Source organism: Microcoleus sp. MON1_C5 (assembly GCF_036701875.1).
In the GTDB taxonomy this organism is placed as follows: domain Bacteria; phylum Cyanobacteriota; class Cyanobacteriia; order Cyanobacteriales; family Microcoleaceae; genus Microcoleus.
Genome location: NZ_JAUBRN010000019.1, coordinates 85,926 through 105,162, shown reverse-complemented (window position 1 = coordinate 105,162; position 19,237 = coordinate 85,926). Strand labels below are relative to the sequence as shown.

Below are 19,237 nucleotides of genomic sequence, written 5' to 3'. Positions count from 1 at the left end.
ACTCGTTCAATTTTTCAAAACCTCAATATCCCTTATGGCACGTTTTCCTCTGCGTAGAGTGACAAAAGAGGGTTAAGCATTAGCCAGCTTCTTTTTAATCATTGCCCAATACTCAGGGAAATCCTCACGGGTATATACTGTTAATGCTGCTTGATAAAAGGATCTCGCCTTTTCGAGATTTTCATCCCGCGAACCGTTGATTCTGTCATTATAGGCATTACCTAGATTATATTGAATCATTGCCCAATCTTCAGGAAACTGTTCAGGGGTACGAACAGTTAAAGCAGCCTCAAAAAATGCGATCGCGCGATCGATATTTTCCGCCCGCGAACCGTTGATTCTGTTGGCGTAAGCAGCAGCTAGGTTATTTTGAGCCATTGCCCAATCTTCCGGGAAAGCCTCAAGGGTATATACTGTTAAAGCAGCGCCATAAAGGGCGATCGCCATTTCCACATTTTCGGCCCGCGAGCCCTTTATTCTGGTAATGTAGGCAGCAGCTAAGTTGTTTTGAGTTTGAGCAAACTTTTCGCTTCCCGGTTGCCGATTATTTAAAACAACTTGATAAGCAGCAAGGGCAATTTCAATATTATCCGCTCTATTCCCACCGGCAAAATTACTAATATTAATGCTCAAGTCTTCAACGAGGCTGACAATTGAATCAACAGTTTTTGCATTTTCCCCACCAACTAACCTCTCGACTACTTGCTCTAAAATCTCCGAAAAACGAGCATTGAGGAGATGTTTTCGTTCAGCTAGCATCGAGTGAATTACTGCTGTATTGCTATTGCTACCATCTTCTGCTTGCAATAATTCTAGAATAAAGTTTGCATACTCTTGGGGATTTTCACCTTCGGAGTTATCGCCATCGTTGGTATCGATTAATTGTGCTAGCTGAGCAATCAGATTCCGCAGGAAATTAGCGCCGTTTTGTCCTCCTTGCTGTGCCATTTTTTCTGCTACCAACTCGCAAGTTTCCAGAAAGTGGACATCCAACAATTCTGAGTTATCTTGTAATATCTGCGGTTCTTCGCCGTTGGGGCAATTCAGGAGGGTGTGAATTAGTTCTAGGTAGGCTTGGGCGCGGCTTTCTTCCATTATGGGGAGTTGTGAATAATATCGGGTTTATTGTAGCATGGTTGTGGGTTTTGGGGCTTGTTGTACGAGATGCAGACGGCGGTTGAAACCGCTTCTACACAAACGATGTCCATGCCAAGCGGACTGAAGACAAGACGGCGTTTTCCAACCGCCCAATCTTCAACCGCCCAGTTTTCTAATTCCTACACAATGCTACCTTGGGCATTAATCTATCCAAAATTTGCTCTATCGCAATTACTGTCCAATCAATATCAGCTTCTGTGGTTTCTCGTCCTAGAGTTAAGCGAATTCCACCAACTGCCCCGATTTCGTCATATCCCATTGCTAATAATATCGGACTGGGAGTTAGTTTGCCACTGCTACAAGCGGCACCGGAACTAATGCCAATTCCGGCTAAATTTAACTGTCTCACCATAGTTTTGCCTGTGATTTGCTCTGTGTCTCTCTTTTGGTAAGGGCGACAGGATGGGGAGACGATGCAAAAACTCACGTGGTGGGGCAGTCGGTAATATCGATCGCCAGTTGGTACTAAACTGGGTACGTGGGATAATCGGTCAAAAAGTCGATCGCGCAATGCAATTAACCTCGGCGTTTCCACATCTATTTCCTGCAATGCTAACTCCGCCGCCACTCCAAAACCGACAATTACCGGCAGCGCTTGCGTCCCGGAACGCAGTTTCAATTCTTGGCCGCCGCCCCCCAACATTGGCATTAATTCTACTCCCGGACGCACGTAAAGCGCGCCTGCACCTTGTGGCCCGTAAAGTTTGTGACTGGAAACCGAAAGCAAGTCTACGGGCAGTTTCTGCACGTCAATTTGCAGCTTGCCGGCAACTTGAACTGCATCGGTATGAAACATGATATTGCGATCGCGAGCAATTTGTCCTAATGCTTCGATTGGTTGCAGCGTGCCAACTTCGCTTTGTCCGTAAATGATTGAAATTAAAACTGTATTCGATCGCAGCGACTCTTGCAAATCCAAAGGGTGAATGCGCCCAAATTTATCCACTGGTAGCCGCGTCACTTCCCATCCCAACTGTTCGAGTTGTCGCGCCGGTTCTGCTACTGCGGAGTGCTCTACGCTGGAGATAATAATATGCTGCGGCTTTGTATAAAGACGCGCAATTCCCATAATTGCCAAATTGTCCGCTTCAGTGCCGCCACTGGTAAAAATCATCGATTCCGGTAGCGCGTTAATCAAGCTAGCAACCTGCATTCTTGCTAATTCTAAAGCTGTCGCCGCCCTTTGTCCCCACTCGTGCAAGCTGGAAGGATTTCCCCACTGCTGAGTCAGGGCTTTTTGCATGGCTTGAATTGCTTCTGGGCGTGCGGGTGTTGTGGCGCTATAGTCGAGGTAAATTTGCATGATAAATAACTAATTAATGAATGTTGACTGTTGACTCTTGACTGCTGACTGTTGTGAGTGGCTACCAATAACCAATAACCGATGACTAACTTCCTGGTTTGCAGACGTTGTAGTCTTCGTGCGACAAAACTTTTTGGGGAATTAAGAAAGTGCCGCAATCTTCACAAAGCATTCTGTAGTTGCGAGTTACAGGAATACTGATTATCAAACGGTTATGACGCAGGCGTTTGCCGCCGAAATCTCTGTAATTCTTATTTTCGCCCAAAGCTGCTATAATTGCCCGGGCTTTAGTGACTACGTGGTCGGGCAGACCTCTGAGATCGATGATATCTCTAGCAAATGATGCTTCCCTCTCTTGTTTTTTGGTTTGTTTTTCTGCCAGCACTTCAACGTAATGCTGGTGCGCCACCAACTCTTGCGTGCAGCGATGGCACGCTTTACCATATCCTTTGTGACCGCACGGAAAAATTGTTTTTCTTTTAGCCATAAAGCAGCGGTATCGGGTTTGACCCACGCCCCTGAATGCTGCTACCCTACCAGTGATGCTTCCGGCATCGAGGCAGTTCTACAAGACGTAAAATCTATTCCCTTGCATAAATTTAATAGGTTGTAACTTTACTTGATGCAATAGCTTTGAACTGTGGGAAGGCTAATAACCTCTATTTTTTTAAAATTTTGTGGCTGTATTGTATTATCATTTAGTCGGTTTGTGTTGTGCGGGGCTGGTGGCGCTCAATCTGGTGGGCTGCGGACAAACAAAGCAAGACGTGCAGAATTTACCTCTCAGCCTGGCTCCATTGCCTCAAGACCCCTTGTTGCAAGTATACTTCAATCAGTCGATCGCTTCGAGTTATACAGAGCCTTACCGCCAGCAAACTAGACCTGGGGATGATTTAGAAAAGTCGATCGCTGTTGCGATCGCCAGTGCTGGATCGACCGTAGATGTAGCGGTTCAGGAGTTTCGCTTGCCCAGTATTGCGAGGGTTTTGGCCGATCGACAGCGATCGGGAATTAAAGTGAGATTAATTGTCGAACATATCTATAGTCGCCCTTGGAGCGATTTTACAGCTCAGGAGTTAGCGAAATTACCGGAAAGAGAGCGCGATCGTTATACCGAATTTGTGCAACTTGCCGATCGCAATAAAGACGGTAAATTGAGTGCCGAGGAAATCAAGCAAAATGATGCTTTGGTAATTGTCAAGGATGCGGGTATTCCGGTAATTGACGATACTGCTGACGGCAGTAAAGGCAGCGGTTTGATGCACCACAAATTTGTGGTGATTGACGGCAAAACCGTAATCGTTACTTCGGCTAATTTTACCACAAGCGATATACATGGCGATTTCAAGACACCAGCAAGTCGCGGCAATGCGAACAATTTGCTAAAAATTGAAAATGCTCAAGTAGCGCAACTATTTACTCAAGAATTTAACATCATGTGGGGCGACGGGCCCAAAGGCAAACCGGACAGCAAGTTTGGCATCAAAAAGCCGTTTCGTCAAGTGCAAAAAGTAAGAGTAGGGAATTCGACAGTTGGGGTGCAATTTTCGCCGACGGCTGCGACTTTGCCTTGGGAAAAAAGCGCCAACGGTTTGATAAATCGAACTTTGGGTAGTGCGAAAAAGTCGGTTGATTTGGCGCTGTTTGTATTTTCGGCTCAGCGGTTGTCAAATACTTTGGAAATTGAAGCTAGCCGGGGAGTTGCGGTGCGAGCTTTAATTGACTCTAATTTTATTTATCGCTCTTATAGTGAAGGGTTGGATATGATGGGGGCGACTTTGATGCAAGATTGCGGGTTAGAAACTGACAATCGCCCTTGGAGAAAGCCGCTGACTACGGTGGGAGTACCGCTGTTACCAATGGGCGATCGCCTGCACCACAAATTCGGCGTTGTGGACGGCAAAACGGTGCTTACAGGTTCTCACAACTGGAGTGAGGCTGCAAATCACGGGAATGACGAGACGCTGCTGGCGATCGAGAGTCCCGTAGTTGCAGCCCATTTTGAGCGGGAGTTCGATCGGCTTTACAAAGGTGCAACCTTGGGAATTCCCGCCCGAATCAAACAGAGAATTGATGCTAAGAAAAAAGAGTGCGATTCACTACAAGCAGCATCAAAATCTGCGGCTGCCAAACCTCAAATTGCTGCTAAAAAGTTAGTTAATTTAAATACAGCCAGTCAGGAAGAATTAGAAACCTTGCCCGGGGTTGGCCCGAAGTTAGCCGAGAGAATTATTACAGCGCGGCAACAGCAACCTTTCACCTCTTTGGAGGATGTGGCACGGGTACAGGGAGTCGGGGACAAGATTTTAGATAGATGGCGCGATCGAGTAACTTGGTAGTTAAGTTCATACTCAGGACTTCATTCCTGGCTCTACAAATTTCGCAGTCAGGACGTCTGTTTTTCCTTTCGCAACTCAGCATCAAGGACTCAAATCTTCACTAGAAAACTATGCGAGCGACTTTGACAACATATCTGCTCTCAAGTTAAAATAATAACTTGTTAACAAAAGGCTATCTATTTACATTAGAGGTAGAGAGATGAAACACGCCCTATTTGTTACGGGGAGACCAAAAATCAAATTTATAGCTATTTTGCTGGGGGCATTTTTTTTGACGCTAGCAGCTTTCACAGTCAGCGCTCAGCAGACTAACAACGCACAATTTAGGGTCAAAAACGAAAACACTTTTAATATTAATTTGATTCAATTTAAGCGCGTTGAATATGTAGGTACTTGTGCCGGTACTGTGATCGCCCCTGATTCGCAAAGCGCTCGATTTGTCTCCAGCAAAACTCCTCCCGCCCCTAACAGGAGGGTGATGATTAAAAATGTGACTGATGGCATGGAAAGTAATCCCTATCCCTACACAGACAGAAGTTACAATAAAGGTGAGTTCTCCGAGGATTTTGGATTTAAGTTGGGTAACAGTCACAAAACAAGAACTTTTTCGGTTTTAGAGGGAGAAAATAACTTTCTCTATGAAATCAAAGAAAATGACCAAGTTATAGAACAAGGTTCGCTTACGGCTCAAGTTTCTATACAAAACTTAGGTACTTTTCCCCGTGAGCAAATTTGTGAACATAAGGTAGAATGTCGAAATAGTTATGATTGTCGCGACCGTAAAGGCAGAAAAAGAAGTTGCAGACGAGAGTGTTTTCCTGTTCAACAGTGTCGCTGTCCGTAATCACTTTCTGCCCTAAAATTATTTTTTTAATTAACAGCAGAAGACAAAGAGGAATAGCAAACCAGAAACAAGATAAGTTATTTTCCAGGGAAGAGCGGCAACCACGGGGGATTGCCCCTCCAAAAAAATTGTTAGTTCAAGTAATGGGGTGAAAGTAAAATGCCGCTCCTAACACGATGTATGTTGCTAAAAGCAGCACTCCTTCAAGCCAATTAGAGCGCCCGTCGATACTGATTAGATTGGCAATTGTCACTGCGATGGCAACTGCAACTACTTCAAACGGATTGAAGTTTAAATCCATCGGCTGATGAATCACTAATCCGATAATTACCAACACCGGCGCTACCAGCAAAGCAACTAGCAAACTCGAACCCATTGCGACAGAAACTGACAAATCCATATTGTTTTTCATCGCAACTCCTACCGCAGTTACATATTCGGCCGCGCCACCAACAATCGGCAACAGAATTACCCCTGTAAACAGCGGCGTCAATCCCAATCCTTTGGTAGTTTCTTCGACAACACCAACGAAAATTTCTGATTCAAAAGCAACGGCAACAGTTGAGGCAACTAGCACTCCTATCCACAGCCACAAATTCGGTTTGTGCGTAGTAGATTCCTCTTTGGCATTTTGAGGATTTTCTGACTCTAGTTCAAGTAACCCAACCTCGTAAAGATAGCTGTGAGTTTTTAATGAAAATAGGAGAGTTAGAGCGTAAACTGCAATTAGGACGATCGCAGTTATTAAGGAAAGATTCTGAATGGCTGCGGGTTCGACTCCATTGGAGGTGTAAATTACCATTGTCGGCAGCAGAATTGCAATCACTGCGAGAGTCATTGTGGAACCGTTCACCCGCGCGATAATCGGTTTAAATTCCTGTTCTTTGTAGCGGATTCCTCCTAGCAGCATGGAAAATCCCATGACTAAGAGCAAGTTGCTGATAATTGTACCGGTTATGCTGGCTTTTACAATGTCAATTAAGCCAGCTTTCAGGGCAACTATTGCAATAATTAATTCCGTAGCATTGCCGAAGACGGCATTTAATAAGCCGCCTATGGAGGGGCCTGTAACGATCGCCACTTCTTCTGTTGCTGTACTCAACCAAATCGCCAGAGGTATAATGCCTAAAGCGGATGTGATGAAAACGGCAAGGGAACCCCAGTGCAAATACTCAGCGGCGATGGAAATGGGGATAAAAATTAACAGCGCTATGGAAAGAATCTTTTTGATTGACATAGGAACTCGGATGGTGTATTGAAGAGTGAGGTTTAGCTGTCGCGGCGCTCGTCAAGTTGATTTTACATGATTCAACTATCCTCTGACTCACCCAAATACGGATACAAGCCCCGGACTTAAGTTGTGGAGAGCAATCATGGTTTAGAAAAAAGTTTTAGCCCCCCGCAAACGGCTGTGGAGTTAATCTAAAATCTCAAATTTGAACGAGACTGACTGTTGTCTATCTGAGAAAAAGTGCGCCGTCATTCCGAATCCTTAAAGATGTTTTATCCAAACCTAAATCATTTGTCTCGTCTAATCTTACCTCTAGAGTTCCTTCGCCACCAGGTTTCAAACTGGGTTTCAATAATGCGCCATCTAGCCGCCTAAATACAATTGAGGCCGGTAGTGTCAATGCTGGCAGCGCGACTGTTGAATTTTCCGCTAAACTCTGGCGGTTAGTCTGTCCAACCACGTAAAAAAATAGTCTATCGTTGGTTTTATTCGTTAATCTAACATTGACTTTGCCATTAACTGGAACTATCTTGCCGTCAGGAACTCTTTCTGGTTCGTTAGTTGGGGATATTTCGCTAGCAAAACTCGCATAGTGGGTTAAAAAAGGCAAAAAGCTGTTGCCTGCTATGGCTAAGCTGACAGCCAGTAGACTTGGCAGCCAGGTTTTATCGATCGGTAACTTGCACATTTTTTTTATTGACTTTGCCGCTAAAAATTCTAATAAGCGATTTTACCTTATCCTGCTATTTTCTGACAAGTCGCCTAGGAAGTAAATTCGAGCTTTTTATAGCTGACACATTAGCGGTAAAGATGAAATTTGAATATAATATGAAGTTATAAAAATATGGAAAATATAGATATTAGTATGTAGTATCCAGTTATCGAATAAAAGCAAGTTGATAAGTCGCCCCAATTAACTTTTGAATAGTACCGATGATCTCACAATGATGAAGAAGGAAGAAGGAAGTTCGGCAACAAAGCCGTGTAGGGAATTTAACGGCTCGAAGTTGAGGGAAGAAAAAAGATTTTGTCAACTTTCCCCCTCTCCTACTCTTCTCCTCCCGCAGCAGCTATTCAACCCAACGCACCCGAACAAAATGAGCTTCGCGTCCCCAGAAGTCGTGACTTACAGTAATATCAACAACACTCAAATTAAACGGAATAGCAGTTGTGACGTAACGCTGAGCCAGAGCTCCCACATCAGGAGCTAACTGAGCCGCAGCAGCCGCCGCTGCACCCAAACCTAAAAGTTGCAGAATGGGCCCCCGAGGCAGGGCTAAATTGATGCCAACAGCAAGTCCAGCCGTTAGCAGCATTGCCACCGACAAATTCGTGCCACAGCGGGGATGTACAGCTAAATCCCACTCTCCGCTTGCAATCCGCTGCAAAGCCTCGCGTACTGCCTGATGCAACTGTACAATGTTGACGTGCCCATAAAGATAAAACCCTTGGTCTGTGGACATCCCGCCCAATAACTCATTATCGGTTCTTGCTGTCGTCGCACCAATCGATTGGCCAAGTACCCAAACCGTAGCGTGTTCCAAAGCATGAACTTGTCGCAAAGCCAATATTTCCTTCAAGCCGGGCACAAAATTGAGTTGTCGCAACAAATCAGCATCTTGAGTCCGCTGCGGGGCAAAGTCGAAGGGAAACTGGCCAGTGCGGCCGGAAGCAGAAGCAGCAGTTGTCATATTAAAACGCCTCCATTAACTCCATTAAGTGGATATTTAACATTAGCAATTCGGTTGAGAAAAAGCCGATCATAAATTATCAATAGTTGTGACTTTAAAATTTAGCAATGGCAGGTTGTGTGCAAAAAATATTAGCCTTCAACCTGCCCTTACTAACAGATAGCACTTATTCCCAATTTATTGCTCTAGTCGCTGGCCCTCACGGAATACTCCCGGAAGTCGCCGACCTCTGGTATCGATAATTGTGCCCTTGCCGTGAGGCAATCCCTTGCGTAACTCTCCCTCATAGCGGATACCGTTGGAGAACGAACAGTTACCCCTACCATCAAGTTCTTGAGTATAGAACTGTCCCGAACACCGACTGCCGTCAGCGCGGGTGAACGCTCCCGTACCTAAAGGCTTGCCCCCTAAAAATTGACCCACAAAGCGATCGCCATTAGCAAAAATGAATTGCCCTTGTCCCGTGGGCACGCCTACTTTTTGATCGAGAGAAAACGACCCTATATAGCGATCGCCATTAGTAAAAATAGCTGTCCCGGAACTAACTTTGCCATCTCGGAATATGCCCTCCACGCGGGCGTCGTCCTTAAATATAAATTGTCCTCGACCATTTGGTTTGCCCAGACGGAACTGCCCCTCATAGCGATCGCCGTTGGAATATACGTATACCCCAGTGCCACTGGGCAAACCGTTAACGAACTGTCCGATGTAGCTATCACCGCTGTCATAATCGCACCTAACTCTACCTGTAGCGATAGCTGGCACGCAGCGACCGGTTTTAGCTTCTGTTCCTTGTGCCATTGAGGGCAAGGGATAAGTCGCGTAACTACCAATTCCCAACACTGATGCAACTAATAAAGCAATTCCACTGATCCAAGAACGGGAAATCATCAATCAACTTTCTCCTATGCGCTGTTAGATATTATCTTCTTCTGTCCTTTGTCTTTTGTCCCATTTGTTGTCAAAAGTTGGCTTAAAACCTCAATCATTTATCCTTTACGAAACTCCGGGCTTGCCATTGCGAAATACCCCCGGAAAGCGCCTACCGCTAGCATCGATCATGGTCCCGACACCGTGAGGCACTCCCTTTCGCAATTCTCCTTCATAGCGCGTACCGTTGGGAAAAGTGCAGGAGACACTAGCGTCAAGTTCTTGATTGAAAAACCTGCCGGAACAGCGAGTGCCGTCTACCCGCACCAATATCCCCGGGCCAAAGGGCGAACCTGCAAAAAATTGTCCTTCGTAGCGATCGCCATTAGTATAAAAAAATTGACCCCGCCCTGAGGGTTGGCTGCTAATGGCATCAGTCTGAACGTTCCTGACGACTGCGAACTCTCCGACGTAGCGCTCGCCGTTGGCAAAAACGACCGTCCCAGATCTCATTGTGCCGTCTTGGAACACGCCTGTGTAGCGGGCATCATCTTTAAAAATGAATGTCCCTCTACCATTTGGCACTCCCTTCCGAAAATTTCCTTCGTAGCGATCACCATTAGCGTACACGTAGACTCCGCTGCCATCGGGCAGGCCGTTGACGAAATTTCCCTCGTAGTTATCGCCTCCCTCGTAATTGCATTTTACTCTTCCCGTAGGAGGGTTGCCTTGGCAGAAGGGAGAGCGTTTTCCTTCTTCTGGTTTTGGTTGAGCCATTGATGGCTGCGGATTCAAGAGATTAGTGGCGCTGCCGATACAAGAAGCAACTAATATCGCCATCCCTAATTTTTGAATTGAACCGAGCATGATCAATCTCCTTTAACTTCAATTACTAATAGGGATTTTCTAGAAGCTAATACTCAATGAAAAGTCCTCTCTTTTTTAATCCCTGTACTAATTTTACCTTCAGGTTCGAGATCTGCCCTAAATGCAAAAAGGCAAAAACTCTAATTTTTGCCTTTAGCATTTTTCCTGCTTTACTGTCAATTTTCAGCGTCGCGCTGAGCTATTCGGATTGGGGAGACGGCTAATAACTGCATTGGCTGGTTGTGATTGGCGATTTGCGGGTTTTTCGCCAACACCTTTGGCTACCTCAACGCCGTTTTCCTCCAGAATCACGATCGGATCTGCTCCTTGCTTGAGATCGACCCGCTTCACCAACACTTGCCCGTTAGACAGCCGCTGCCCGACTTTGACATATCGACTGGTTGGTTCATTCGGTACTTTGACAATCACTTGCGTCTCGTTGCCGACTTTTACCACCCCGCTGACTTCAGTGCCTGTAGCGATGTCAGTAGAAGGCGGTGGCGGCGGTGCCGGAACTACTGGGATCACGGGAGGAGGCGGGGGATTTGGGTCTACCCACTGGGGCGGGCGCTTGTCTACTGGCAGTTCCGGCAGATCCGGCACTCCTATAGGCCTAGCTGCTATTGGCTGGGGCGGGCGCGGGGAACCCGCACGGCGAGGCTGGCGAGGCTGCGGATTCGGCGCACCTTGGGGTCTAACTGCTATTGGCCCAGTTGCAGGAGGACGGGTGCCAGTAACTCTTCTTGCCCTGGCATTGGGGTCTCTCCATTGGGGCGGGCGCTTGTCTACGGGCAGTTCCGGCAGATCCGGCACTCCTATGGGTCTAGCTGCAATGGGTTCGAGTCCCGGCGGGGATGTACGAGTACGACCTAACTGAGGAGGAGCGAGCCCCGGAACTTGGGGCGGCGAGCCAATTTGCACCCCGGTGCCTCCGGGTAAGGAACCATTTCTGCCACCGCCACCTAACCGAGGAGGAGTTAGCCCTGGAACTTGAGGCGGCGAGCCAATTTGCACCCCGGTGCCTCCGGGTAAGGAACCATTTCTGCCACCGCCACCTAACCGAGGAGCAGTTAGCCCTGGAACTTGGGGCGGCGAGCCAATTTGCCCCCCCTCACCTCCGGGAAGTAAAGGGCCTTCCGATCGTGGATTTCGTAGTTGCTGAGTGCCCCCTCGACCGGCTGTGGGTGGCCTGGGGATAGTAACCGTCTGATCAGGCCTGTTAAGTGGGGGGGGAGCCAATAACTCGGGAAGCTCGGGTAGCACGGCTACTTCTCGCTGTGGCAGTTTGGGGAGTTCTGAGCTAATCCCACCCGCTCCGTTAGCTCCTGCAGGGATTTGTAATGCGATCGGCGGCAGCGGCCCAAAGGGGTCTAACTGAGAGGGATTCGCTGTCACAGGGCCTTGGGCCACCGGCTGAAGCGGAAGCGTTGGATTCCTGTCCTTTTTGTCGCCGATATTTGTTTGAGCCTGTCTCGCTCGTTCCTCTGGGTTGGTCGATCGAATTAACCCTGGAGGCTGGGCGGCTACTATTGGAGACTGGAAAGTCTGAGTTCCTGGGGTGGGGCTGGCAGAGGCGGCCGGAGATGGAGAGGCTGCACTGGGGCTGGGGCTGGGGCTGGGTGTGTTGCTGGCCTCGTCGCCACCGCATCCTCCGATCGAGAAAGCTAGTAGTCCTATAGTCGCCAAATATAAAAGTTTGTACATTGCCGATCGCCCCTAACTGCTTAATTTCAAGATCTCCAACAAGGCTCTGCAATTACAGCCTGTTGCCGTTTATAAGTTTATCTGTGTTCGATGTTATGCGATCGCTTGAAAATTGCCAAGTTTTCCTCATGATCTCATCGGGCTCTTCGGGCGCTGGGTTTTGGGCGAGCAAGTTAGGATATCAATGGCGGTCGTTGTGGGAAATATTGAATCAATCAAGGTATTTAGATCATGGCAAAAGTGATTCTCAAGCGAATTTGGCGATCTGGCTTGGTTTTTGCGACCGTTTTGGTTGGTCTGGGATCGGTGGGGGGCGAGGTGCATTCTGATTCACGTCAGCCAGAAACCCAGGTGATGACATTGGTGCCCGATGTGAGTTCCCAGCCGCTCGTGAAGCGGAGCTATCCCGAAGGGAATCGCACTATAACGGGATCGGAATTCGCAACTGGCAAATTGTACTCTCAGTTTTGGAACCCATCCAATCCTGGTGCCAAACCCCCAGCAAATCAACCGCCTAAGCCACGGGGGAATCCACAGGTATTTCAAGCTAAAATCAAGCGTCGCGCAGGCGGGACGCCGGTGATTGATGTGGTATTTAACGGCAACAAGACTTTTGAGATGATTCTCGATACCGGGGCGAGCGGTACTTTGATTTCTCAGCGGATGGCTACTGCGCTGGGAGTGAGGCCGGTGCGTACCGTGAGAGCGGGGATCGCTGACGGTAGCGTTGTCGAGTTCCCGATCGGTCTGGTGCGATCGATCCGGGTTGGGGGTGCTGTGATCCAAAATGTCGAAGTGGCGATCGCCAAACAAATGCCAATAGGTCTGCTCGGTCACGATTTCTTTGGCAATTACGATGTCAAAATTAAAAAAGATGTTGTAGAATTTTATGTCCGCTAAAAGTGAGCGGAGTCGGCAAGCGATTTTTGCTCAACTCGTGTCCTATAAAGTTATTCGCAGCCGACTCAAGGCTTTTAAATTTATTGGTTGAGGCGGTAGCAAAATGCAACCAAGTGTGGTATTGTTCTTAGTGTTTCAAGAGCCACCGACGGTTAAACTATCCGTGAAATCCGGCCAAAAAAGCACGGCTGCTGTTGGTGAGATCGGTAACAGTCTCCGACAACGATTCACAGTACAAGCCAAGGCAATCAATTAAACAATTCGCCAAGCCGATCGAAATAAGTTCCCAAAATGCTGTGGCTGAGGGAATATTGGTTGGCATTGTTCAGCCGGAGCGTAGAAAATATGTAAACTGATTAGCGGCAGATGTTCCGCAAAATCGGCCATCATGACGATCGAGAAATTAATTATTGTAAATAAGGTATTCACATGGCACAAGCGTCTGTATCTCCTGTAGTGCTGATTATTCTAGACGGCTGGGGTTATCGTGAAGAACAAGACGGAAATGCGATCGCCGCGGCAAAAACACCCGTGATGGACAGTCTCTGGGCCGCTTATCCCAGAACTCTGATTCACACCTCGGGTCGGGCGGTAGGGCTGCCAGACGGGCAAATGGGTAACTCAGAAGTGGGTCACTTGAATCTGGGCGCGGGCCGCGTGGTTCCTCAAGAGTTGGTGCGGATCTCGGATGCAGTGGAAGATGGTTCTTTGCTCAACAACCGGGCGCTGGTTGAGCTTTGCCAGAAAGTCCGCGCTACGGGCGGCAAGTTGCACCTGACTGGTCTTTGTTCTGAAGGTGGGGTTCATTCCCATCTCAGTCATATTAAGGGTTTGCTGCTATTAGCAAAAGCACAGGGAATTTCTGAGGTTTGCATTCACGCGATTACAGACGGTCGTGATACTACTCCGAAAGAGGGTGTCGAAGCTCTAGGCAAGATTGAAAGTTATATCGCAGAGGTAGGGGTCGGTCGGATTGCGACCATCAGCGGCCGCTACTACGCGATGGACAGGGACAAGCGCTGGGATCGGGTGCAGCGCGCTTACGAGGTGATGACGACTGAGGGTGCTCCTGACGGTCGATCGGCTGTGGATGTGTTGCAGGGCTCCTATGCTGAAGGAGTGACGGACGAGTTTGCTGTTCCGACTCGGATTTCTCCGGGGGCGGTGGCATCCGGGGATGGGGTAATTTTCTTTAATTTTCGCCCGGACAGGGCGAGAGAATTGACTCAGGCTTTTGTGGCACCTGATTTTAAGGGGTTTGAACGGCCGTTAATTGAGTCCCTGGCGTTTGCGACTTTTACTCAGTACGACCCGAAACTCTCGGTAATGGTGGCTTTTGAACCGCAAAATTTGAACAATATTCTGGGCGAGGTGATTTCTAGCCATGGTTTGCAGCAGTTGCGGACAGCGGAAACTGAAAAGTACGCTCATGTGACTTATTTTTTTAATGGGGGTCTGGAAGAGCCTTTTATCGGGGAACACCGGGAGTTAGTGCAGAGTCCGATGGTGGCGACTTACGATGAGGCGCCCCAGATGTCGGCGGACCTAGTGACGGATGGAGTGGTGACGGCTTTGGAAAAAGGCATCTATTCGTTTATGGTGATTAACTACGCTAACCCGGATATGGTTGGTCATACGGGGATGATGGATGCGACGATAATTGCGTGCGAAACTGTGGATAAATGCTTGGGGCGGCTGTTGAGCGCCATTAGTAAAGCTGGGGGAACGGCAATTATTATTGCTGACCACGGAAATGCTGAGCAGATGTTTGACGAGGATGGGAATCCGTGGACGGCTCACACTACTAACCCCGTGCCGTTTATTCTGGTAGAAGGTGAAGGTCGGAAGATTCCGGGTCACGGAACGGATGTTCCTCTGAGGACGGATGGTTGTTTGGCGGATATTGCGCCGACGATTCTGGAGCTGTTGAGGTTGCCTCAGCCCCCGGAGATGACGGGACGATCGATGATTCGATCGGCTGAGTTTGAAGTTCGTGCCAATCGCACTCCGGTGCGAGTCCGATTGTAGTAGGGACAAAGGCGCCGTGCATTGGTGTCAACTTAAGCTGTCATCCGCCCAGTCCTCCCGCCCATCCGGTAGTCCGCCAGGGAATGAATTCCCTGTCTAATAGCGAAAGTCCTCTCAAGAGGACTAATGAGTTTAAAAATTCGGCGTTGCTGAATTGGGGTAGGAAATTTGTAGGGGCAATCCCCCCGTGGTTGCCCCAGCGCTGACAGGGTAAGCACTTAGAATTACCCCATCAGGCCAAATCATACTTGGATTCAGCAGTAGCAAAAATTCTTCTTTTCAGTCCTCTTAAGAGGACTTTCGCTTTGAGGGAGGGAATTCATTCCCTGCCGGACTGCGGGTTTGACGTTAAGTTGACACCAGTGGGCTCGGGGAGTGTCTCTGCATAAATTGTGTGCGATCGACCGAATTTGATAGGATAATAAATTACCGATTACTAATTACCAATTACTCCTGATTATGAATATTGTTTCTGTGTTACAAGTTATCTGGTCTTTGTCTGCTTTAGGACTTGTGATTTTTGTGTTGCTGCACAGTCCTAAAGGCGATGGTATTGGAGGGATTGGCGGACAAGCTCAATTGTTTACCAGCGCCAAGAGTGCAGAAACGAGTCTGAACCGGATTACTTGGGGTCTGTCTATTGTTTTTATGGGTTTGACTGTGATTTTGAGTGCTGGTTGGTTGGCGCCTAAGTTATAAGATTTGGATTTTTAACCGCAGATAGCTCACGGGCGAGACGCCCGTGCCACATAAATAAATTATTGTGGGGTGGGCTTCTAGCCCGCCCTAAAAATGAAATTTAAGTGCAGTCAGAAAAATGCGGTTGTGGAAAGTGACAGTAAAACCTCGATTGCTGTCTGGTTTGGGATTGGCTTTATGTTGTTTTAGCTTCATAATTTTTACTCAGGTTAATACTCCGGCGGCGACTCTTTCTTCTCTCCCGAATAGTTTGCCGAATCCACAGGTTCACCCTTTGCCGCCAACGCTAGCAAATTGGCAAGATTCCACAAATAGTGGTGATTATTTTGACCAGGTTAAGCCACCGAATTTCGGTCATTTGTTGTGGTCTAAGTTTCCGATTCAGGTTTATGTTGAGCGTCCAGTTGATGCTAATAAGTCTGAAGAATGGGTGGCGGCTGTGTTGGATGTGGTGCGGGAATGGGGGGTTTATTTGCCTTTGGAAGTGGTGGATAGTTCGGAGGTGGCTGATATTAGGATTTTACGTCGGGCTCCGCCTTTGCGTCAAGGGGTTTTGCGATCGCGCTCTGGAGAGGCTACCTATGAATTGTACGCCCGTCGGGATGGGGATAAAACTGTGTTATCTCATCGGTTTTCGGTTTATTTGAATCCGAATCAAGTGGGTAAGTATATTCCGGCGACGGCGCGGCACGAGTTGGGCCACGCTTTGGGAATTTGGGGTCACAGTTTGATGGAAACTGATGTGCTTTATTTTTCTCAGGTGAGAAATCCTCCGCCTATTTCAGCGAGGGATGTTAATACTTTGAAGCGGGTTTACGAACAGCAGACTCGGTTAGGGTGGGAATTTCAGAGACTCGGCGATTGATATCATTTCCGGTTACACCGGAATGATGTTGACGGTTGACGGTTGACTGTTCACGGCGTCAACAGTCAACAGTCAACCGTCAACAGTGAACTCGAATTTACTATTCCGATGCTAACGGATTTGATATGAAACTGCATCTCTCCAAATTTAGTTCGCTTACGCGGACTAAAAAAACATAATAGTTAATAGGAAATATCAGAAAAATGAAAGATGAATGTTTTGGGATTGTGCCGATTTTTGGAAAAGAAGCTGATGCTTTGTTTTTGTTGATTCAACATCAAGCGGGACATTGGGCGTTTCCGAAAGGTCACGCGAACCCCGGGGAATCTCCTGCGGAAACTGCAAGGCGGGAATTTGAGGAGGAAACAGGTATATCGGATTTTGAAATGCTGGATGAGCCGAGTTTTACGGAACACTATTCTTTTGTGAAAGATGGGGAGCCGATTGAAAAAACTGTCACTTATTTTTTAGGTTTTGTCAATTCGATGGAAGTTGTTTTGCAAGAGGAGGAAGTTCAAAATTCTGCTTGGCTTTCTTTTGATGAAGCTGTTAAACGGATTACTTTTGATGCAAACCGCCTCATGTTTGGCGAAGTTAAGGCATATTTGGATGGCAGAAATTTAAGAGTCGGCGGTTGAAAGCGAGGCTATACAAAGGAAGTCACTCTGTAAGAGACTAAGAAAATTGAGGCAGGATTTGGTATAAGTCAATATGGTTCAGTTAAGCCCGATCCCCCCTAGCCCCCCTTAATAAGGGGGGGACAAGAAGTTACTCAAAGTCCCCCTTCTTAAGGGGGATTTAGGGGGATCTCCGGGGAATAAACAGTTTTAACCCAAGCGTATTGGGGTATAAGTTCTGATTGAAAAACCCGGTAACTTTTGCGATACCGGGTTTATTAAGTGTCAGATTCTGTGGGCGAATCCTGCCGCCAATCTGAGGTTATTTGTTCGTTTTCTGAGCTTCGGCGTGGTGTTGCAAGCGAGAAAAAACGTTGTAGGCGTCGGGGCCAGGAGTATCGTGTTCGCCAGAGCCGTCCATGGGGCCGTCAATGGCTTTCCAAGCAGGAATCCCGCCTTTTAGTTCGGCCACTTTTTGAAAGCCTGCTGCGCGGAGAAGATTGGCCGCTTCGGCGGTTTGTTGGTCGTTTTCGCCGTAGATGTAGATATCGCGGATGGGTTCTAAACTCGATTGTGCTCGACCGACTAATTCGTCCATTGGCATCATTACCGCGCCGGTAATGTGGCTTTTGGTGAAGCTTTCAAAATCACGAGCGTCGATGATTGTGAGTCCGGGTTCGCCCCAATCTAAACGGGCTTTGAGGTCGTGGCTAGATGCTTGAGCTTTCAAACCAGGAGGGGTGGGAGTCAAATCTGGAAGTTTTTCTTTGATGTCGGAAATTTGGTCGGGAATATTTTTCATGGGTAAAAGGTTGTTCAATGTTTTGATTGCCATTGCAATGTAACAAGAGGTTGAGGTTGAATTCGTCTTTCTAAAGGCTGAACCTGGCATTGAACTAAAGTCGCAGTTAAGCTGGGTTACAGGTTGTTAGCTGCGGTTGGGATCGCTAGATTTGTTGAGTTTGCTGGAGAAAAGCGGGCTGTGCTTCAGATTGTTCGATCGCATTTGCTGTGGAGAATTTGAAGTGCGATCGCTCGTTAGATTAGGTATTTTATCAAACGATTTCCTTTTAGTCAATCACAATTATTTTGAAATGAAATTGGTCGAAGTTGCGTACAGCCTCGCGCGGGATTTTACGGAAAAGTGGAGAGGTTTGGCAGCAAGATTTATGATAAAATTTGATACTAAGAACAAGTATTTAAAGGTCTGAATATGTCTGAGAAAGATGAAATTCCGGTGTCTAACACTTTGACTCCGGAAGAGCAAGCGGTGTGGGATGCGAAGGCAAAAGTTCGGGTACTGCTGAATTTGTGGGATTTGGGCGGCGGCAGGATGAAGGTGAAAAAGGGGGATTTGACTAAGCGGATTGTGCGGACTAATGAGACGAGTCAGAGATATGTGGAAGTGCTCGGCGAGTTGCAGGCGACTGGGGCGATCGAGTATTCGCTGGTAAATCGGGTGACGCTGGTGGAATTGAGCGCTAAAGGGAAAGAAGTTTTAGCGCAGGGGCTCAAAAGTAAGGATTCTTTGTTTGAGTTTGATGGTTCTCAAATTGGTACTCGTCTGGGAAATTCTTTGTTGAAGTGGATTCGACATCAGGATAGTGCGGCGAGTGTTGCGGTTGAGAAGGGGAAGGCGGATGTAGGGACGATCGCATCCTATGACGATTTTAAGGCTGTGGCGCTTGATGTGTATGACACCTTGAACCGGGATTATAACTTAGACGATTTAGTGCCGATTTATCGGATGCGTCGGGCGATCGGGGAAATGGTAGGGCGATCGGAGTTCAATGAGTGGCTGTTGGAAATGCAGGCTCAAGATATTCTCCAACTTATAGGTGGCAGTGTAGAAGACAGCGCCCCCGACAAAATCGAAGATTCTATCACCACAAAAGTGAACGGTTTGCGCTGTTATGTCAAGCGTTTAACCTAATTGATTTGAGTTAGTAGTGCATTCGCTCCTTTATCTTCACACGCACACAAAACGATGAATGACTTTCACTCCTCAATCGCCGACCTCAATAAAGCTATTGCAAGTCAAAACCCTTTTGACAGATCGTTAATAGTCAGGAGCAATGATATTTGGAAGCCAAGTTTTCCTGACGTTCCTTCTATCAATGC

General features: G+C 47.4%; 18 protein-coding genes. 8 read left to right on the top strand and 10 right to left on the bottom strand.

Features of this window, described 5'->3' with window-relative positions; translation table 11 throughout:
* Nucleotides 1-72 precede the first annotated feature (72 nt).
* From QUA71_RS12070 to QUA71_RS12060, 3 genes are all read right to left on the bottom strand, one after another.
* Nucleotides 73-1,095 (bottom strand): hypothetical protein, encoded by a 1,023-nt coding sequence (locus QUA71_RS12070; RefSeq protein WP_333285164.1) that lies wholly within the window; start codon nucleotides 1,093-1,095, stop codon nucleotides 73-75.
* 175 nt (nucleotides 1,096-1,270) lie between these two features.
* Nucleotides 1,271-2,461, bottom strand: a complete 1,191-nt coding sequence (locus QUA71_RS12065) for a cysteine desulfurase family protein (RefSeq protein ID WP_333285162.1) — start codon at nucleotides 2,459-2,461, stop codon at nucleotides 1,271-1,273.
* 85 nt (nucleotides 2,462-2,546) lie between these two features.
* Nucleotides 2,547-2,948: a DUF7682 family zinc-binding protein gene (locus QUA71_RS12060; protein ID WP_190659497.1), complete on the bottom strand. Its 402-nt coding sequence runs from the start codon at nucleotides 2,946-2,948 to the stop codon at nucleotides 2,547-2,549.
* A gap of 190 nt (nucleotides 2,949-3,138) precedes the next feature.
* On the opposite strand from QUA71_RS12060, the gene QUA71_RS12055 reads away from it, so the two are divergent.
* The gene (locus tag QUA71_RS12055; RefSeq protein WP_333285160.1) at nucleotides 3,139-4,800 is read left to right on the top strand and encodes a DUF655 domain-containing protein; all 1,662 of its coding nucleotides are present in this window, start codon (nucleotides 3,139-3,141) and stop codon (nucleotides 4,798-4,800) included.
* 199 nt (nucleotides 4,801-4,999) lie between these two features.
* Nucleotides 5,000-5,644 carry a hypothetical protein gene (locus QUA71_RS12050; RefSeq protein ID WP_333285158.1) on the top strand — a complete coding sequence of 215 codons (645 nt, stop codon included), beginning with the start codon at nucleotides 5,000-5,002 and terminating at the stop codon, nucleotides 5,642-5,644.
* Between the two features lie 136 nt (nucleotides 5,645-5,780).
* On the opposite strand, the gene cax is transcribed toward QUA71_RS12050, so the two are convergent.
* The 6 genes from cax to QUA71_RS12020 form a co-directional block, all read right to left on the bottom strand.
* Nucleotides 5,781-6,881 (bottom strand): calcium/proton exchanger, encoded by a 1,101-nt coding sequence (cax, locus tag QUA71_RS12045; protein WP_333285156.1) that lies wholly within the window; start codon nucleotides 6,879-6,881, stop codon nucleotides 5,781-5,783.
* Between the two features lie 220 nt (nucleotides 6,882-7,101).
* The gene (locus QUA71_RS12040; protein ID WP_333285154.1) at nucleotides 7,102-7,563 is read right to left on the bottom strand and encodes a hypothetical protein; all 462 of its coding nucleotides are present in this window, start codon (nucleotides 7,561-7,563) and stop codon (nucleotides 7,102-7,104) included.
* A 382-nt stretch (nucleotides 7,564-7,945) separates the two neighbouring features.
* Nucleotides 7,946-8,566 carry a DUF6391 domain-containing protein gene (locus QUA71_RS12035; RefSeq protein WP_190659505.1) on the bottom strand — a complete coding sequence of 207 codons (621 nt, stop codon included), beginning with the start codon at nucleotides 8,564-8,566 and terminating at the stop codon, nucleotides 7,946-7,948.
* Nucleotides 8,567-8,743: 177 nt separating this feature from the next.
* Nucleotides 8,744-9,457, bottom strand: a complete 714-nt coding sequence (locus QUA71_RS12030) for an MORN motif-containing protein (RefSeq protein WP_190659507.1) — start codon at nucleotides 9,455-9,457, stop codon at nucleotides 8,744-8,746.
* Between the two features lie 105 nt (nucleotides 9,458-9,562).
* Nucleotides 9,563-10,303 carry an MORN motif-containing protein gene (locus tag QUA71_RS12025; RefSeq protein ID WP_190739072.1) on the bottom strand — a complete coding sequence of 247 codons (741 nt, stop codon included), beginning with the start codon at nucleotides 10,301-10,303 and terminating at the stop codon, nucleotides 9,563-9,565.
* A gap of 183 nt (nucleotides 10,304-10,486) precedes the next feature.
* Nucleotides 10,487-12,007 (bottom strand): hypothetical protein, encoded by a 1,521-nt coding sequence (locus tag QUA71_RS12020; protein ID WP_333285150.1) that lies wholly within the window; start codon nucleotides 12,005-12,007, stop codon nucleotides 10,487-10,489.
* A gap of 231 nt (nucleotides 12,008-12,238) precedes the next feature.
* Between QUA71_RS12020 and QUA71_RS12015 the strand changes: the two genes are divergently transcribed.
* The 5 genes from QUA71_RS12015 (at nucleotide 12,239) to QUA71_RS11995 (ending at nucleotide 17,137) form a co-directional block, all read left to right on the top strand.
* Nucleotides 12,239-12,907 (top strand): retropepsin-like aspartic protease, encoded by a 669-nt coding sequence (locus QUA71_RS12015; RefSeq protein WP_333285148.1) that lies wholly within the window; start codon nucleotides 12,239-12,241, stop codon nucleotides 12,905-12,907.
* Nucleotides 12,908-13,336: 429 nt separating this feature from the next.
* Nucleotides 13,337-14,935 carry a 2,3-bisphosphoglycerate-independent phosphoglycerate mutase gene (gene gpmI / locus QUA71_RS12010; RefSeq protein WP_333285146.1) on the top strand — a complete coding sequence of 533 codons (1,599 nt, stop codon included), beginning with the start codon at nucleotides 13,337-13,339 and terminating at the stop codon, nucleotides 14,933-14,935.
* Nucleotides 14,936-15,394: 459 nt separating this feature from the next.
* Nucleotides 15,395-15,634, top strand: a complete 240-nt coding sequence (gene secG / locus QUA71_RS12005; protein ID WP_190659521.1) for a preprotein translocase subunit SecG — start codon at nucleotides 15,395-15,397, stop codon at nucleotides 15,632-15,634.
* A 118-nt stretch (nucleotides 15,635-15,752) separates the two neighbouring features.
* Nucleotides 15,753-16,499 (top strand): peptidase, encoded by a 747-nt coding sequence (locus QUA71_RS12000; protein ID WP_333285143.1) that lies wholly within the window; start codon nucleotides 15,753-15,755, stop codon nucleotides 16,497-16,499.
* A gap of 203 nt (nucleotides 16,500-16,702) precedes the next feature.
* Nucleotides 16,703-17,137 carry an NUDIX domain-containing protein gene (locus tag QUA71_RS11995; protein ID WP_333285141.1) on the top strand — a complete coding sequence of 145 codons (435 nt, stop codon included), beginning with the start codon at nucleotides 16,703-16,705 and terminating at the stop codon, nucleotides 17,135-17,137.
* A gap of 301 nt (nucleotides 17,138-17,438) precedes the next feature.
* On the opposite strand, the gene QUA71_RS11990 is transcribed toward QUA71_RS11995, so the two are convergent.
* Nucleotides 17,439-17,951, bottom strand: a complete 513-nt coding sequence (locus QUA71_RS11990) for a rhodanese-like domain-containing protein (protein WP_333285139.1) — start codon at nucleotides 17,949-17,951, stop codon at nucleotides 17,439-17,441.
* A 378-nt stretch (nucleotides 17,952-18,329) separates the two neighbouring features.
* Here QUA71_RS11990 and QUA71_RS11985 point away from each other — a divergent pair, with 378 nt between their 5' ends.
* Entirely contained in the window at nucleotides 18,330-19,049 is a 720-nt protein-coding gene (locus QUA71_RS11985) for a hypothetical protein (RefSeq protein ID WP_333285137.1), read from the top strand.
* Nucleotides 19,050-19,237 lie beyond the last annotated feature (188 nt).

What these genes read in the sequence shown, in the direction of transcription:
- QUA71_RS12065 (WP_333285162.1), bottom strand. Translation starts at nt 2,461, where the DNA reads ATGCAAATTTACCTCGACTATAGCGCCACAACACCCGCACGCCCAGAA.
- QUA71_RS12020 (WP_333285150.1), bottom strand. Translation starts at nt 12,007, where the DNA reads ATGTACAAACTTTTATATTTGGCGACTATAGGACTACTAGCTTTCTCG.
- QUA71_RS11990 (WP_333285139.1), bottom strand. Translation starts at nt 17,951, where the DNA reads ATGGCAATCAAAACATTGAACAACCTTTTACCCATGAAAAATATTCCC.
- gpmI (WP_333285146.1), top strand. Translation starts at nt 13,337, where the DNA reads ATGGCACAAGCGTCTGTATCTCCTGTAGTGCTGATTATTCTAGACGGC.
- QUA71_RS12025 (WP_190739072.1), bottom strand. Translation starts at nt 10,303, where the DNA reads ATGCTCGGTTCAATTCAAAAATTAGGGATGGCGATATTAGTTGCTTCT.
- QUA71_RS12040 (WP_333285154.1), bottom strand. Translation starts at nt 7,563, where the DNA reads ATGTGCAAGTTACCGATCGATAAAACCTGGCTGCCAAGTCTACTGGCT.
- QUA71_RS12060 (WP_190659497.1), bottom strand. Translation starts at nt 2,948, where the DNA reads ATGGCTAAAAGAAAAACAATTTTTCCGTGCGGTCACAAAGGATATGGT.
- QUA71_RS11985 (WP_333285137.1), top strand. Translation starts at nt 18,330, where the DNA reads ATGTCTGAGAAAGATGAAATTCCGGTGTCTAACACTTTGACTCCGGAA.
- secG (WP_190659521.1), top strand. Translation starts at nt 15,395, where the DNA reads ATGAATATTGTTTCTGTGTTACAAGTTATCTGGTCTTTGTCTGCTTTA.
- QUA71_RS12015 (WP_333285148.1), top strand. Translation starts at nt 12,239, where the DNA reads ATGGCAAAAGTGATTCTCAAGCGAATTTGGCGATCTGGCTTGGTTTTT.
- QUA71_RS12035 (WP_190659505.1), bottom strand. Translation starts at nt 8,566, where the DNA reads ATGACAACTGCTGCTTCTGCTTCCGGCCGCACTGGCCAGTTTCCCTTC.
- QUA71_RS11995 (WP_333285141.1), top strand. Translation starts at nt 16,703, where the DNA reads ATGAAAGATGAATGTTTTGGGATTGTGCCGATTTTTGGAAAAGAAGCT.
- cax (WP_333285156.1), bottom strand. Translation starts at nt 6,881, where the DNA reads ATGTCAATCAAAAAGATTCTTTCCATAGCGCTGTTAATTTTTATCCCC.
- QUA71_RS12050 (WP_333285158.1), top strand. Translation starts at nt 5,000, where the DNA reads ATGAAACACGCCCTATTTGTTACGGGGAGACCAAAAATCAAATTTATA.
- QUA71_RS12030 (WP_190659507.1), bottom strand. Translation starts at nt 9,457, where the DNA reads ATGATTTCCCGTTCTTGGATCAGTGGAATTGCTTTATTAGTTGCATCA.
- QUA71_RS12000 (WP_333285143.1), top strand. Translation starts at nt 15,753, where the DNA reads ATGCGGTTGTGGAAAGTGACAGTAAAACCTCGATTGCTGTCTGGTTTG.
- QUA71_RS12070 (WP_333285164.1), bottom strand. Translation starts at nt 1,095, where the DNA reads ATGGAAGAAAGCCGCGCCCAAGCCTACCTAGAACTAATTCACACCCTC.